The 14,203-nt window shown below is 64.1% G+C and carries 12 protein-coding genes, 1 tRNA gene and 2 pseudogenes; 10 read left to right on the top strand and 5 right to left on the bottom strand.

Features of this window, described 5'->3' with window-relative positions:
* The first annotated feature begins 792 nt into the window (after window positions 1-792).
* Together QTJ18_RS25185 and QTJ18_RS25180 are read left to right on the top strand one after the other, a co-directional pair.
* Window positions 793-866 (top strand) — tRNA-Gln (locus QTJ18_RS25185).
* 145 nt (window positions 867-1,011) lie between these two features.
* Window positions 1,012-1,245 carry a hypothetical protein gene (locus QTJ18_RS25180; protein ID WP_252753894.1) on the top strand — a complete coding sequence of 78 codons (234 nt, stop codon included), beginning with the start codon at window positions 1,012-1,014 and terminating at the stop codon, window positions 1,243-1,245.
* 116 nt (window positions 1,246-1,361) lie between these two features.
* Here the strand turns inward: QTJ18_RS25180 and QTJ18_RS25175 are convergent.
* Window positions 1,362-1,760: pseudogene (locus QTJ18_RS25175) on the bottom strand (class II D-tagatose-bisphosphate aldolase non-catalytic subunit); the annotation flags it as partial.
* A 27-nt stretch (window positions 1,761-1,787) separates the two neighbouring features.
* Between QTJ18_RS25175 and QTJ18_RS25170 the strand changes: the two are divergent.
* Window positions 1,788-2,153: pseudogene (locus tag QTJ18_RS25170) on the top strand (SDR family oxidoreductase); the annotation flags it as partial.
* Between the two features lie 124 nt (window positions 2,154-2,277).
* Here QTJ18_RS25170 and QTJ18_RS25165 read toward each other — a convergent pair.
* On the bottom strand, window positions 2,278-3,009 hold the full coding sequence (locus QTJ18_RS25165) for an SDR family NAD(P)-dependent oxidoreductase (protein WP_252753893.1): 732 nt from the start codon (window positions 3,007-3,009) through the stop codon (window positions 2,278-2,280).
* Between the two features lie 81 nt (window positions 3,010-3,090).
* On the opposite strand from QTJ18_RS25165, the gene QTJ18_RS25160 reads away from it, so the two are divergent.
* The 5 genes from QTJ18_RS25160 (at window position 3,091) to dmeF (ending at window position 9,574) form a co-directional block, all read left to right on the top strand.
* Window positions 3,091-3,483 (top strand): winged helix-turn-helix transcriptional regulator, encoded by a 393-nt coding sequence (locus QTJ18_RS25160; RefSeq protein WP_252753892.1) that lies wholly within the window; start codon window positions 3,091-3,093, stop codon window positions 3,481-3,483.
* Window positions 3,484-3,752: 269 nt separating this feature from the next.
* Window positions 3,753-4,622 carry a DMT family transporter gene (locus tag QTJ18_RS25155; protein WP_252753891.1) on the top strand — a complete coding sequence of 290 codons (870 nt, stop codon included), beginning with the start codon at window positions 3,753-3,755 and terminating at the stop codon, window positions 4,620-4,622.
* 140 nt (window positions 4,623-4,762) lie between these two features.
* Window positions 4,763-8,149: a DEAD/DEAH box helicase gene (locus tag QTJ18_RS25150; protein WP_252753890.1), complete on the top strand. Its 3,387-nt coding sequence runs from the start codon at window positions 4,763-4,765 to the stop codon at window positions 8,147-8,149.
* Between the two features lie 97 nt (window positions 8,150-8,246).
* The gene (locus QTJ18_RS25145; RefSeq protein WP_252753889.1) at window positions 8,247-8,522 is read left to right on the top strand and encodes a metal/formaldehyde-sensitive transcriptional repressor; all 276 of its coding nucleotides are present in this window, start codon (window positions 8,247-8,249) and stop codon (window positions 8,520-8,522) included.
* Window positions 8,519-9,574: a CDF family Co(II)/Ni(II) efflux transporter DmeF gene (dmeF, locus tag QTJ18_RS25140; protein ID WP_252753888.1), complete on the top strand. Its 1,056-nt coding sequence runs from the start codon at window positions 8,519-8,521 to the stop codon at window positions 9,572-9,574. Before QTJ18_RS25145 ends, dmeF begins: the two co-directional genes overlap by 4 nt.
* A gap of 36 nt (window positions 9,575-9,610) precedes the next feature.
* Here the strand turns inward: dmeF and QTJ18_RS25135 are convergent, their stop codons facing one another.
* Entirely contained in the window at window positions 9,611-10,081 is a 471-nt protein-coding gene (locus QTJ18_RS25135; protein ID WP_252753887.1) for an Rrf2 family transcriptional regulator, read from the bottom strand.
* A gap of 253 nt (window positions 10,082-10,334) precedes the next feature.
* Between QTJ18_RS25135 and QTJ18_RS25130 the strand changes: the two genes are divergently transcribed.
* Complete coding sequence (locus QTJ18_RS25130) at window positions 10,335-11,267, top strand: NAD(P)/FAD-dependent oxidoreductase (protein WP_252753886.1); 933 nt, start codon at window positions 10,335-10,337, stop codon at window positions 11,265-11,267.
* Between the two features lie 34 nt (window positions 11,268-11,301).
* Here QTJ18_RS25130 and QTJ18_RS25125 read toward each other — a convergent pair whose 3' ends face one another.
* Window positions 11,302-12,195 carry a LysR family transcriptional regulator gene (locus QTJ18_RS25125; protein ID WP_252753885.1) on the bottom strand — a complete coding sequence of 298 codons (894 nt, stop codon included), beginning with the start codon at window positions 12,193-12,195 and terminating at the stop codon, window positions 11,302-11,304.
* 113 nt (window positions 12,196-12,308) lie between these two features.
* Here QTJ18_RS25125 and QTJ18_RS25120 point away from each other — a divergent pair, with 113 nt between their 5' ends.
* On the top strand, window positions 12,309-13,178 hold the full coding sequence (locus QTJ18_RS25120; protein ID WP_252753884.1) for an SDR family oxidoreductase: 870 nt from the start codon (window positions 12,309-12,311) through the stop codon (window positions 13,176-13,178).
* 91 nt (window positions 13,179-13,269) lie between these two features.
* Here QTJ18_RS25120 and QTJ18_RS25115 read toward each other — a convergent pair whose 3' ends face one another.
* A complete protein-coding gene (locus QTJ18_RS25115; protein WP_252753883.1) occupies window positions 13,270-14,169 on the bottom strand; it encodes a LysR family transcriptional regulator in 900 nt (299 codons plus the stop codon).
* Between the last annotated feature and the right edge of the window lie 34 nt (window positions 14,170-14,203).

The following is a 14,203-nucleotide window of genomic DNA, read 5'->3' as shown; positions in this document are numbered from 1 at the left end:
GGGAATCCTGGCGCTGGGCCTCCGGGCGCTGCACATCCGGGCGCTGGGCATCCGGGCGAGAGGCGTCGGCCCCGCGTCCGGCCGCGGCGGACGCCTCGGCAGTCTTCGGGCGCTGACGCTCGGCCGCACGCGCCCGGCGACGCTTGCGCTTGCGCGGTGCTTTGTTGTCCTCGGTATCGGGACGTCGGACAGCGCGGCTTTCCGCCGTTTCGCTGCCATGCGCAACAGGAGCCGCCGCAGACGCGGTTGCGTCTCGCCTGCCCTTTCGACGGCGGGATTTCTTGCCCGACCGTCCTGTCGTCGACGCCCCGCCTTCGGGCGGCTTGCCGCCGCTGTCGGGGTTCATCACGGATCTGTCCATCTGGCCGCGCAAGAGCTCTGCAAAGCTCGCTGCGGCACTCATCTGTTTCGTTGCCCTTAAGATAACAGTGTGAAGGAGTTTCGCCAATGGCTTTATCGCGGTGCAGGCAAGGCCCGGCATGGCGGCGGCAAGACAAGGGCCGGCCGAGCCGCCTGCCCAGCCTGTGACGCGGCACGCGATTATGCCTGTTCAAAGCCCCATATTCCTTGGAAATCGCAGGCGCCGGACGCATGGAGACGGGCCAGGACGAAGCCGCCGGACCCGCAAGCGCGGCAGGCGTCAGGCGGCCCTGTCGAAAAAGTGTTGCACGGCACTTGATCGACCGGCAGAATCTGTTAGAAAGCGCCCTCGAAGCGGTCGGGGCCACCAAAAGCGGCCCGTTGCCCGGCAACCGGCACAACCGCTCTGATCGACAGGCAAAGCCTGACGATTGGGGAATAGTTCAATGGTAGAACGACGGACTCTGACTCCGTTAATCTTGGTTCGAATCCAGGTTCCCCAGCCAATTCTCCCTAGAAGCCCTTAGTTCCTTGATTTTCCAGTCGTGCCGGATAGTGTTTTGGCATCATTGGCGACCTGATGCCCAAAACTGATGCCCACGCCGTTCAAGCGCGAGGGACAAAGCTCCGGGCAAAGACAGGGCATTCGTCATGGCAGTCCGCCACGAGGTCGAAAATCTGATCCGCCGGGGAAACATCTTCTATTGGCGGCCACGCGTCCCGGCTGCTTTGACTCGCTGCCAGCCCGGCAACTACCTCCTCAACAATCGTGTTCCGATACCGCACATCGATGCCATCCGGGCGAACTATCGCGTCGAGCTGACGGTGGCGCGCAGCCCCGGTCTTGAAGCAGCTCGAGGGGACGACTTGATCTCGTCGTTCTGAAACCACTGGGCGTCAGCCAGAACTTCAGGCATTCACCTCCATGTTCGAGTGAAGGCGTAAAAATGGCCGTTGTAAAAACCGTGCCCTCTATGCGACCAACTTGTTTTGAAGATAACCGGCACCTCCGTACCGAGGATGTAGACAGGTGGCGCAAAACCGGACCTCAGTGCCGCGGCTTCCGCGGTCCTGCATATGTCGGCCGCCCGATTGGCGATTGTCCTGTCGTCCAGTGCGGCGGGCTCACCTGCGCAGCCCATGGACGTGTCTATGTGGATCTTCGTAAAACCCGCAGCGACATAGGCCTCAACCATGGTATGAGCCTTCCGAAGCGCTTCTTCGGCGGGCTCTTTCTTCCAAGGATTAGGGCCGAGATGGTCACCCCCGAAGATGATCAGATTTTGATCGAGCCCCTCTTCCTTGGCGATCCCCAACACCAAGCCGACGAAATCGGAGGGAGTAAGTCCTGTATAGCCGCCGAGGTGGTTCACCTGATTGCAAGTCGCCTCGATCAACACGTGCCGCCCTGTCGTCTGGTACAGGACATGCCCGTCTTCGCGCGCCAGGGCAGCGGGCATGTCGTCAATGTCGTATCGACGGCCGGCCTGAAGATCGTGCCGACAATGGGTGTCTATGCCGCGACCAAGAATGCATTGCGGACAGCCACCGAGGCCCTGCGGCAGGAATCCGGCCGGAACCTGCGGGTCACGGAGATATCGCCGGGCTTCATCGATACGGGCTTCGCCGATGCCGCTATCGCCGATCCTCAGATCCGGGCGGCGATCCTGAAGCGCAAGGAAGAGCTTGCCATTTCGCCGGACGCGATCGCACGCGCCATAGGCTTTGCGATCGAACAACCCGGCGATGTGGAAATCGGCAGCATCGTGGTCCGGCCGACAGCGCAGGATTGATGCCGCCTTCGCCGGGGCTCTGCCGCCACTCTCATGACCCCTCTCCGGCCCCCTCTCCGGATCTCCCGTCCGGCCAGGCTCCGCCCCCGGCCGCCTTCGCCGGGGGCGGTTTCTTCAAAAGAGGTCAGACCTGTCGCAAACCGCCATCGACGCAGAGTTCGGCACCGGCAATGTAACTGGCGTCCTCGCTCAACAGGAAAAGAGCGGCCGCAGCCACTTCCGAAGGCCGCGCCATCCGCCCCATCGGAATCGGCGCGACCAGTTCGGCGCGCTTGTCGTCCGCAACCGCGGCCATCATTTCGGTATCCGTCGGACCGGGGGCAACGACATTCACGCGGATGCCTTTGGGCGCAAGCTCCGCCGTCCAGGTGCGGGCATAGGAGCGCACCGCTGCTTTGGTGGCGGCATAGGTCCCGTAGGAGGCGTAGCCGGCATTATCGGCAATCGAACCGACCAGAACGACCGATCCGCCTCCCGTCATCGCGGGCAAAGCCGCCTGCAGACCGAACACCATTCCGCGGACATTGACGTCGAAGTGACGGTCGAAGTGCTCGGGCGTTATCTCGGCAATCTCAGCCGGTTCGGAGAGTCCTGCATTCAGCACGAGCGCGTCGATGCGTCCATGTGCCCTGCGCACCGTCTCGACGGCGGTCACCAAATCATCCGGGTCGCCGGCATCGGCGGCAATACCCACTGCGCCATGGCCGATGGCCTGGGCGGCCTTCAACGCATCGTCGGGTCGACGGCTGGTGATAAAGACCCTGGCGCCTTCGGCGGAAAGCCGCTCGGCAATGGCCAGGCCTATGCCCTTGGCACCGCCGACGATCAGGGCAGTCTTGTCATGCATACGAGCCATCACATTTCCTTTCAGTTGATGGTCCGGGCATGATATAGATTCGATATCTGGTATCAATTACGCACCTGAAGTAGCCTAGATATGGATGACTATACCGACCTCGAAGCCCTGTCCCACCGCGCCCTCTGCGACATGCCGCTGGTCCGCCCGGTGCTCGACAAGATCGCCGACAAATGGACGATCATGATCCTGACGGTGATCTGCCCCAAGCCTGCGCGCTTCAACGAAATCAAGCGGAGGCTCGACGGGATCACCCACAAGGCGCTCGCCGACGCGTTGAAGCGGCTCGAGCGGAACGGGCTCGTGACGCGAACCGTCCTGCCGACGCAGCCGATCGGCGTGGAATATGCCATTACGCCGCTTGGCCATTCGCTGCGCCAGCCATTCGAGGCGCTGTGCGCCTGGGCGGCAGACAATGGAGACAAGGTCGAAGCGGCCGCGAAGCGCTATGACGCGACCGCTGATCGCCGGTAGAGGATGAAAAGAAATTCCGGCCTCGACATCGGCATCGGCATCGGCATCGGTGGGGCGCAAAGATCACAGCGCGAGCAATGCGCCAGGGACATAGCTGCACTGCACAAGAACCATTAGGTTTCTGATCAAAAAAAGTGCATACCGCCCATAGCAGATGCACAGCGCGGCTTCCTCCCAGTTCCGCGTATCTGCTGTTCCCCTCTGGAGGTTTATGACCTTCAAACTATATGGGCTCCGGGCAACCGTGAGCCCTTTTTTTTGGCCATTTCATGAGCAACAAGACACTCGGTTACCTGTATGTGCTGATCGCGATCACCATCTTCGCGGGGCAGGATGCATTTTCGAAGCTTCTGGGCGAGAAATATCCGCCGATCATGGTGACCATGATCCGCTTCTGGGCCTTTGCCGTCTTCGTGACGATCCTGGCGGCCAGATCTCCCGGCGGCATCCGTGCCGCCTCGAGGACGCGACGGCCGGTTCTCCAGGCGCTGCGCGGGGTGCTTCTGGTGACCGAAGTGATCGTCGTCGTCATCGCCTTCACCACGGCCGGTCTCGCCATGAGCCAGGCCATCATGCAGGTGACCCCGTTGATGGTGACGATCCTGTCCATTCCGCTTCTGGGCGAGCAGGTCGGCTGGAAGCGCGGGCTTGCCGTGGTTGTCGGCCTCGTCGGCGTCATGGTGATCCTGAACCCGCTGAACGTCGCGTTCGACCTGCGCCTGCTCATCCCGCTGGCTGCAAGCTTCCTCTATGCGCTCTACAATATTGCGACGCGGGCGGTGGGCACGACGGATGCCCCGGTCACCAGCGTCTTCTATGCGGGCATTGCCGGCGCCTTGACCGCCTCCCTCATCGGCCCTTTCTTCTGGACGCCCATCGCCCTGCAGGACTGGCCCGCCATGGCGGCGCTCTGCATCTGCGGCGCGACAAGCCATTACTTCCTGATCAAGGCCTACAGCAAGCTGACCGCGGTGGAGGTGCAGCCGGTCACCTATCTGCAACTTGTCCTCAGCGTGGCCATTGCCACGCTCTTCTTCAACGAGACGCTGACGGCGAACATGATCGTCGGAGCCGTCATCGTCGTCGGCGCCGGATTGTTCACCGTCTGGAGAGAGCACCGCCGGAACCTTGCCCGGTAGGCAGGCTGTCGCTTGCGAGGCCCTGTCCGGCGGATCGGCCTTGCGCTGCGCCGGGACGGCCAGGTTTTGCACGTGCGGGCTGGGGCCCGCGGAACAAGGGGGCGACACGGGTGTTCTTGCAGACCGGCAGAGGGCCGGCGATGAAATGGCAGGTACATGTGAGTGTCGTTGAGTACGAAGCCGAACAGGTGACAAAGCCGCGGGCCGCAGAGGAGCGGCCCACCCCGGAAAAGCCGCCGGCGGGACTGGTCGCCACACGGCTTGCCGCCCTCCTCAAGCTCTCCGGTCGCTCGCAATGCTATGTGGCGCTGAGTGACGGCGCCGCCGATGAGATTGCCGCGGCGCTGCTTGCGCTCTTTCCGCACATTCCCTGTCTCGTGCTGCCGCCCTGGGACTGCCTTCCCTATGACCGCGTCCCGCCTTCGCGCCATTGCATGGGTCGGCGCATGGATGCGCTGCGGATCTGGAACGGTGGCCGCGGCGAACCGAAGCTCCTGATCACCTCGCTGGAAGCGGTGCTGCAGCGTGTTCCGCCGGCCTCGGTCATCCAGCACGCCAAGCTCGATCTGGTGGTCGGGGAAGCCTTTGACAGGGAGGCTTTCGCCGCCTTTGTCCGACAGACAGGCTATATCGAGGAAGGTGTCGCCGACGATCCCGGCGAGGTGGTGGTTCGCGAGGGCGTGATCGATATCTATCCCGCCGGCGCGCCGGGGCCGATGCGGATCGTTCTCTCGAAAGAGGATCGCGTCCAGGAATTGCGCGGTTTCGATCGTGTCTCCCAACGCACCGAAAGCTTTCTGGACCGGGTAACGCTGGGCCCGGCATCGGAGGCCGTTCGCGGCGAGGATCCGGACGAGGCTCTCGATAGCGACAGTGACGGCGACAGTGACAATGTCGGCGACAGCGACCGCATGGCGCGCAAGAGCACGCCCGAGCCGAATGCCTCCTGCACGATGGAGACGGAGCTCTGCCGCCTCTATGACGCGATGCCGGCGGTCTTCGAAGTGCTTGGCGAGGCGCCCGTGCATATTGCGCAAGGCGCGGACGAACGGGTGACGCGATATTTCGACATTATCGAGGATGCGCGCCAGTCCCGGGAAAGCCTGGGCGAGTCCGAGACGTCCGCCGCGCGGTCGCTCTATCTCACCCCTGATGACTTTACCTCCTATGCCAGCCGGTCTCCGGCCGAACCGCTGGATCTCGGAACTGGCGGACGCCTGCCGGTGGAGGCATCACAAATGGGTGGTGCGCGGAAGGCGCTGGCCGCCTTCGTGCAGACCGGCCTGCAACAGAAACGCAAGTTCGTCCTCGCCGGCAGGGGCCGGAGTCTCGAGGCGCTGTGCCGGCGCCTCGCCCAGGCCACGGGACAATCGATTACATCCGCCGACAGCTGGGATGCCGTCCTGGCGGCAGAGGAAGCGAGCCTCGTGAAACTGCCCTGCGATCTCGAGCAGGGCTTCATCGACGCGGAAAACCGGATTGCCGTCCTTGCCGCCGCCGGCGAAGCCAGCGCTCTACCCACCTCCTCCACGCTGCTGGCCGAACCCGAGCTGCGGATCGGCGATGTCGTCGTGCACGAAGATCACGGGGTCGGCGTTCTGAGAGATCTGGAAAGCATCGAGATCGAAGGCGTGGCGCATGATGCGGCGCGCCTGGAATATCGCGATGGCGGATCGATCCTCGTGCCGATGGACGAGTTCGGCCGTCTGTGGCGCTACGGTTCGGAGGCCGAGGCGGTGTCGCTGGATCGGCTTCACACCGAGGCCTGGCAGAAGAAGCGCGAGAAGATCGCGAAGGACATCCAGGCGACGGCGCGCCATCTGGCAGCCATTGCCAGGCAGCGGCAGGCATCGCGCGCAGAGATCTTCGTGCCGCCGCGCGCCGCCTTTTCCGCCTTTGCCCGGCGCTTCCCCTATGCCGAAACGCCCGACCAGGCAGAGGCCATCCGCGCAGTGCTTGCCGATCTGGCCTCCGGTCAGGCGATGAACCGCCTCATCTGCGGCGATGTCGGCTTCGGCAAGACGGAAATTGCCCTGCGCGCGGCCGCCGCGGTGGCGCTTGCCGGGGGCCAGGTGGTGGTCATTGCGCCAACGACCGTGCTGGCGCGGCAGCATCTGGCCACGTTTGAGCATCGCTTCGCGGGAACCGGCATTTCGGTCGGCATGTTGTCGCGGCTGGTCAAGCCGGCCAAGGCGCAGGAGGTCAAGGCGGCGCTGGCCGACGGCGGACTGCGCGTCGTCGTCGCCACCCAGGCCATCCTGGCAAAAAGCATAGAGTTCGAAAGCCTTGGCCTGCTGATCGTGGATGAGGAGCACCGGTTCGGCCTGAAGGAGAAGCAGGCGATGAGCGCCCTGGCGCCGGCGCTGCATATGCTGGCCATGTCGGCGACACCCATTCCGCGCACGATGCAATCGGCGATGATCGGGGTCCAGGAGGTCAGCCTGCTGACGACGCCGCCGACAAAGCGCCGTCCGGTCCGCACCTCGCTTGCGGCCTTCGACAGCGCCTCGCTGCGCACGGGGCTGATGCGCGAATATCGCCGCGGCGGGCAGAGCTTCGTCGTCGTGCCCCGGATCGAGGACATGGACGAGGTGGAGGCGATCCTGCGAAAGGTCGTGCCGGAGCTTTCGGTCAGGCTGGCCCATGGCAAGATGCCGGCCGCGGCCATCGATGAGGCGATCGTCGCCTTTGCGGAGGGTGATGGCGATGTGCTGCTGGCCACCAACATCATCGAAAACGGCCTGGACGTGCCGCGCGCCAATACCATGTTCGTCTGGCGCGCCGAACTGTTTGGCCTGGCGCAGCTTCACCAATTGCGCGGACGCGTGGGGCGCGCCGCAGCGCAAGGCATGGCCGTCTTCCTGACGCCGGAGGGCAACGAGCTTTCCGAAGATACGCGCTTGCGGCTCTCCACCCTGGTCGAGAACGACCGGCTGGGCTCCGGCCTTGCCATCGCCTTGCGCGATCTCGACCTTCGCGGCGGCGGCGACCTGGCGGGCGAGAACCAGGCCGGCCATATCAGGGCGATCGGCATCGGCCTTTACCAGAAGCTCCTGGCGAGTGCCGTCGCGAAACTGCGCCGGCAAGCCGGCCCCACCGCCTCGCGCGCCGTTCTCAACCTCGGCGTGGCCGGCAGCATTCCGGCGGATTACATCTCGGATCCGGCGGTCAGGCTCAATCTCTACGCCCGGCTCCTGCGCGCCGCGGCCCTAAGCGAAATGGATGACCTGGAAGACGAGTTCGAGGATCGTTTCGGCGAGCCGCCGCAAGAGGTGCTGCTGCTTCTGCGGACGACGAGGCTGCAGCTTGCCGCAGCCCGTCTGGGTTTTGCAAAGCTCGAGGCCGGTCCGAAGGCGCTGGCGATCACGCTGTCGAAAGCGGCTCCGGCAAAGATCATTGCCGCGCTGACGAAAACGGAAGGCGCGAACCGCCGCGAGGACCGGCTTGTCTTTGCAACGGAGAGGCTTGCCGGCGAAACGCCGCTCGATTTTTTCGAACGGATCGTAACGCCCTCGAAACCCGGCTGACGCCGCATAACCACCCTGCTCTGCCCGGTTTTGTCAGCTGTGTCGCAAGGGCGGGGGACCTTGCCTGATCCGCCAGGATAGGGTACCCCCCTATGCTATGAGTCATTTGATTGCGAATAAGGCCAAGCTTCTGGCGCGGGTGCGGCGGCTGAAGGGCCAGATGGAAGCGATAGAGCGTTCCCTGGAAGAGGACGCGCCTTGCGCGGAGACCCTCAACCTCGTCGCTTCGGTGCGGGGCGCCGTGACCGGCCTGACGACCGAACTGATCGAAGAGCATATCCGCGAGCATGTCGCGGGTGCCCATCAGGATGCCGCGGCCCGCCGGCAGGGCGCGGAGGAGCTGATCGACGTCATCAGGAGGTACCTGAAGTGAACCTCGCCACCACCCGCTTTCAAAGCCCGCACGATCATGCCTTTCTCGGCGACGGTCATGAGCGCAACGAGCGCCGCACATGGCTGGTGATTGCCATCACCATGACCATGATGGTGGTGGAAATTTCCGCCGGGAGCATTTTCGGCTCGATGGCGCTCGTTGCCGATGGCTGGCATATGTCCACCCATGCTGCCGCCATGCTGATTGCCGCCCTGGCCTATCGCTATGCGCGCAGGAACATCCACAATCCGCGCTTTACATTCGGAACCGGCAAGCTCGGCGATCTTGCCGGCTTTGCGAGCGCTGTCGTGCTTGGGCTGATCGCGCTGCTGATCGGCTGGGAAAGCCTGCTGCGCTTCTACAGGCCCGTGGCGATCGATTTCGGCCAGGCCATTGTCGTGGCCGCTCTCGGACTGGCGGTCAACCTCATCTGCGCCTGGCTGCTGCGCGAAGACGGCGCGCATCATCACCACCATGGACATCACCACGCTGGACATCACCACCAGGGACACCATCATCACGGGCACAAGCACGACCATTCTCATGAACACGCCCATCACCATTCCCACGACCATTCCCATCACCATTCCCATCACCATTCCCATGATCGGGGCGATGGGCCGGCAAAGGCCACCGACAACAATCTGCGCGCGGCCTATCTCCATGTCCTGGCCGATGCCCTGACATCGGTGCTCGCCATCATAGCCCTTTTGTTCGGCAGTCTTTACGGCCTGAACTGGATGGACCCGGCCATGGGCGTCGTCGGCGGCATCGTCATTGCCCGCTGGTCATGGGGACTGATGACCCATGCCGGTGGCGTGCTGCTCGATTACGTGCCCGACGGCGAAGACCTGCCGGATGAAATCCGCGCGGCGCTTGAAACGGAGGGCGACCGGATCACCGACCTGCATGTCTGGCAGCTCGGTCCCGGCCATCATGGCGCCATCGTTTCGCTGTCCTCCGCGGCGCCGCAATCCACGGCCATCTACCGCGCCAAACTGGCCCATATCCACGACCTCTCCCATCTCACCATAGAGGTGGACCAGGCCTGACCGCCCCGTTTTGACGGATGAGGAGCAGGATAAGGATCAGGCCTTCGCCGGAGCAGATCGGGATGCGCAGTGCGCCTGCCCCGACGGGCCGCCCATGGCCGGGAAATCCTTCGCCACATCGGCCAGCGTGACGCCGGCAAATCTTTCCCGTAGAAGCGTCTCCGCCTCGTCGAAGACATCTTTCAAAGTTGCGTTGACCGCCTGTTCGATCACGCAGCCCGGCATGTCGTAAGCGGGGCCGACGGCGAAAATGGAGGGTTCGCCCACGGCACGGTAGATATCGAGAAGCGTCAGCTCCTTCAGGGGACGTGCGAGCGTCCAGCCGCCGCCATGCCCCTTGACGGAGACGACATAGCCCTGGTCGCGGAGCCCGGCCATGGTGCGCCGGATCACCACGGGATTGGCGTCTAGCATCTTGGCGATCATCTCGGACGTCATCGCGCCCTCATGACGGCCCATATGGATCAGAACATGCAGCATGCGCGAGAGCCGGCTGTCGTGCCTCATGGATGATTTCCCTGTTTTGCGATGCTGGAGCATCCCCGGCGCCGACAGTCAGCCGCCCGATGATCTTGCCCTTCCGTCAGGCGCGCCCACCCTGCGGACGACGGGCTGACCAACCCTAGACCACTTCCCTGCCTGGTGCGAGACATAGCAGAAATCCGGTCACGACACAAATGGAGTATCTTGAGTGTTGACGTTACGCACTCATGTCACTTATGCTGTTGCGAGAAATCAAGATTGAAGACAAGGAGCCGGCATGAGCGAGACTATGTTCGACGTCATCATTATCGGAGGCAGCTATGCGGGTCTGTCCGCCGCCCTGCAGCTGGGCCGTGCCCGGCGGCGGGTGCTTGTTATCGACGAAGGGCTGCGGCGCAACCGCTTCGCTGCCCGGTCGCATGGCTTCCTCACGCAGGACGGGATCGATCCGGCCGAAATTGCGGCGAAAGCCCGCGCGCAGGTCCTGCAGTATCCGACCGTCAGCTGGCTTTCAGGCCGGGCGAAGAGCGCAAGGCCAGCCGAGAACGCCGTGTCGCCCCCCGGCGGTTTCGATGTCATTGCCAATGGCGTGACCCATCATGGCCGCCGACTGATCCTGGCTTTCGGCGTTACGGACAGGCTTCCCGAGATCGAAGGGCTGGGCGAGAGATGGGGCAAAAGCGTGTTTCACTGCCCCTATTGCCATGGCTACGAACTTGATCAGGGCAGGATCGGAGTGCTTGCCGGTTCCGAGCTTTCCATGCACCACGCGCTGATGCTGCCGGATTGGGGCGAGACCACGCTCCTTCTCAATCAGGCCTTCGAGCCGGATGCCGATCAGCTTGCAGCGCTTGCCGCGCGCGGCGTCGCCATTGAAAGAGAGCGGGTGGATGCGATTACCGGCCATGCCGATATCCGGCTCGCCGACGGGCGCAGCCTGTCCTTTTCGGGCCTGTTCGCGCTTGCCCGGATCGACATCGCAAACGGCCTTCCGCAGCAGCTCGGCCTTGACATGGAGAGCGGGCCGCTCGGCGCCATCATCAAGACCGATCCGATGAAGGAGACGAGTCGGCAGGGTATCTTCGCCTGCGGCGACGCGGCAAGACCCATGGCCTCGCTGGCGCTTGCGGTGGGGGATGGCAATCTCGCAGGCGCTGCGGCCCACCGTTCCCTGCTGCTGGATGCGCCTCTTGCCGCCTCCGCCCGCTAAGGGCGGCGGGAATGCCGAGGCTCGATGCTCCCGCTTATGGGCCGATAAAGGCGGCAAGCTCGTCGGGCGTCCCGTTTGGAAAGACCTGCTTGAGATACTCCAGAAAGGCCTTGACGCGGGCACTCAGCAGCCGGCGCGAGGGATAGAGCGCCCAGAGGGCAATATCCGATCCCTCGACATCGCCCCAATGCTGCAGACTGCCCTGCGCGAGATCGTGGCTGACCAGCGATATCGGCAGGCGGGCGACGCCGGTTCCGGCGCGCACGGCATCCCGCACCATGATGAGCGAGGACAGCGCAAGCACCGGCTCCACGGTGATCTCGACAGGACCGTCAGTGCCGCGCATCTGCCAGGTTTCGAAAGGGCTTCTCGCCTCCCGGACGACAGCGGCGACCGGGCGATCCGCCACTGGCCGGGCAAGATCCGGACTTGCCACCACAACCAGCCGGTCACGCAGGAAGGGGCGCCCGACAAGCGTGTCGTCCGGATGCGGGTTCACCCGGATGACCAGATCATACCCCTCCTCGATCATGTCGACCGGGCGATCCTCGGTGGTGATCTGGAGCCGGATCTCCGGATAGATGTGCACGAAGCCAGCCGCGATGCGGCCCATGGCAGTCTGCGAGACCAGCAGCGGCGCGCTGATGCGCAGGCGGCCGCGCGGTCTTTCGCCGCCGGAGGCGATGGAGGCGGCCGTTTCATCGAGTTCCGTCAGCAGAGCGGCCGTCCGCTCATGCAAGGCGCGCCCCTCCTGCGTCAGCTTCAGATCCCGCCCACCGCGTTCGAAGAGCCGGAGATTGAGCGCCGCCTCGAGGTCCGCAACCCGACGGGACAGGGTTGCCTTGGGGCGGCCAGAGGCCCGTGCGGCCTTACCGAACCCGCCATGGCGCGCCACCAGGTTGAAGTCCGCCAAAGCGAGGAGATCCATGCTGCTGTTCCACCTGTGAGACGCCACGTCCAGATTTGCGGGCTATTGGATCGAGATTGGACCGGGCATGATCCGGGTGTCAAGCAAGCTCAACCTCACCCGGAGACAATCTCATGACCATTCTCGTTACCGGCGCCACCGGCAATATCGGCAGCCAGGTCGTTCAGCATCTCGTCGCCCATGGGGCCGATGTGCGCGCCCTTGTCCGCGATCCCTCCAAAGCCCGCTTTCCGGCAGGCGTCAGCCTTGCCGAAGGAGACTTTCTCGATATCGAATCGCTCCGTCGCGCCCTGGATGGCGTTTCCACCCTGTTTCTGCTGAACGCCGTGGTGCCTGACGAATTCACCCAGGCTCTCGTTGCCCTGAACCTCGCGCGGGCCGCCGGCATCGAGCGGATCGTCTATCTCTCGGTGATCCACGCCGATGTCTATGTCAACGTTCCCCATTTTGCCGGCAAGTTCGCCGTGGAGCGGATGATCGAGCAGATGGGAATGAAGGCGACCATTCTGCGCCCGGCCTATTTCATTCAGAACGACCTGATGATCAAGGACACCATCACCGCCTATGGCGTCTACCCCATGCCGGTCGGCAATAAGGGACTGGCGATGATCGACGTGCGCGACATTGCCGAGATCGCGGCGCTGGAACTGCTGCGCCGCGAGCAATCGCCGGAGCCGCTGCCCATCGACCGCATCAATCTCGTCGGTCCGGACAGCCTGACGGGCGCGCAGATTGCCGGGATCTGGACGGATGGCCTTGGCCGCCAGATCCAGTATGCCGGCGACGACACGCAGGCTTTCGAGACCAACCTCAAGCAGTTCATGCCGCCATGGATGGCCTATGACATGCGCATGATGGGGGAGCGTTTCCTCACCGACGGCATGCTGCCGGAGGCTGGCGATGCAGACCGCCTGACAAGGCTCCTCGGCCGTCCGCTGCGCAGCTATCGCGGTTTCGTCGAAGAGACTCTCGCTTCGGCCTGAGGGCGGGGCCTGAGGGCGGGGCCGAGAACGGAACCTGGGCGTGGGGCATGCGCATCGACAAGGCCGCAGGTTCGGACGGGTCCCGATCCGTTCACGCCTTCGGCGCATGCCGGCGCACATGCTCGACGAGCGCCTTCAGTTTCGGCGCCATATTGCGTCGGCTCGGATAGTAGAGATAGAAGCCGGGAAAAGGCGGACAGAAGGCTTCCAGGACGGGAACGAGTTCGCCGCGGGCGATTGCCGGCCGGAAACTGTCCTCCATGCCGAAACTGATACCAGCGCCCGCAGCCGCCAGCTTGATCATCAGGGCCATATCGGTCGTGGTGATCGTATCGTCCACCGCCACGGCGAATTCCCGCCCCTCCTCCTCGAATTCCCAGCGATAGGGCGCCACACCGGCCGTTCGCCGCCATCCGATGCAGCGGCGGCCGGCAAGCTCGCTGGGATGGGCGGGCATGCCGAGCCGCTCAAGATAGGCCGGAGACGCCACGGCCAGCTGGCGTTGCGGCCCGGACACCGGCACCGCAATCATATCCTGTGCAATGACCTCTCCCAGCCGCACCCCCGCATCATAGCCTTCCGCGACGATATCGAATTCCTCGTCGGTCACGGTCACATGCAGCTTGACCTCCGGATTGTCGTCGAGGAAGGAGGCCAGCAACGGCCCCGACAGGAAGCTTTCGGCGATCGACGACACGGCCAGGGTGAGCCTGCCCCGCGGACGGTCGCGAAGACTGGCCGCGGCATCCATCGCCGCCTGCATGTCCCGCAGGCACGGCGCCGCTTCCGCATAAAGCCGCTCGCCCGCTTCCGTCAGCGCCACGCTGCGGGTGGTGCGGCTGACAAGGGCGATGCCGAGCGTTTCTTCGAGCCTGCGCATGGTCTGGCTGACGGCGGAGCGGGTCACGCCCAGACGATCGGCGGCGGCGCGGAAACTCTTTTCCTCGGCGACCAAGGCGAAAACGGCAAGCGCATTATAGTCCGGCGACATTGGTTAGATTTCCTAAACATCGAGTGAATCAATG

The organism is Rhizobium sp. SSA_523, assembly GCF_030435705.1.
Classification (GTDB): Bacteria; Pseudomonadota; Alphaproteobacteria; order Rhizobiales; family Rhizobiaceae; genus Neorhizobium.
Note: the sequence above shows the minus strand (reverse complement) of the source record. Positions and strands in the feature narration are given on the sequence as shown.

Excerpts from the sequence above, each read along its gene's own strand:
- QTJ18_RS25135 (WP_252753887.1), bottom strand. The coding sequence starts at position 10,081 with ATGAGGCACGACAGCCGGCTCTCGCGCATGCTGCATGTTCTGATCCAT.
- QTJ18_RS25180 (WP_252753894.1), top strand. The coding sequence starts at position 1,012 with ATGGCAGTCCGCCACGAGGTCGAAAATCTGATCCGCCGGGGAAACATC.
- QTJ18_RS25165 (WP_252753893.1), bottom strand. The coding sequence starts at position 3,009 with ATGGCTCGTATGCATGACAAGACTGCCCTGATCGTCGGCGGTGCCAAG.
- QTJ18_RS25155 (WP_252753891.1), top strand. The coding sequence starts at position 3,753 with ATGAGCAACAAGACACTCGGTTACCTGTATGTGCTGATCGCGATCACC.
- QTJ18_RS25120 (WP_252753884.1), top strand. The coding sequence starts at position 12,309 with ATGACCATTCTCGTTACCGGCGCCACCGGCAATATCGGCAGCCAGGTC.
- QTJ18_RS25125 (WP_252753885.1), bottom strand. The coding sequence starts at position 12,195 with ATGGATCTCCTCGCTTTGGCGGACTTCAACCTGGTGGCGCGCCATGGC.
- QTJ18_RS25150 (WP_252753890.1), top strand. The coding sequence starts at position 4,763 with ATGAAATGGCAGGTACATGTGAGTGTCGTTGAGTACGAAGCCGAACAG.
- QTJ18_RS25115 (WP_252753883.1), bottom strand. The coding sequence starts at position 14,169 with ATGTCGCCGGACTATAATGCGCTTGCCGTTTTCGCCTTGGTCGCCGAG.
- QTJ18_RS25145 (WP_252753889.1), top strand. The coding sequence starts at position 8,247 with ATGAGTCATTTGATTGCGAATAAGGCCAAGCTTCTGGCGCGGGTGCGG.
- QTJ18_RS25160 (WP_252753892.1), top strand. The coding sequence starts at position 3,091 with ATGGATGACTATACCGACCTCGAAGCCCTGTCCCACCGCGCCCTCTGC.
- QTJ18_RS25130 (WP_252753886.1), top strand. The coding sequence starts at position 10,335 with ATGAGCGAGACTATGTTCGACGTCATCATTATCGGAGGCAGCTATGCG.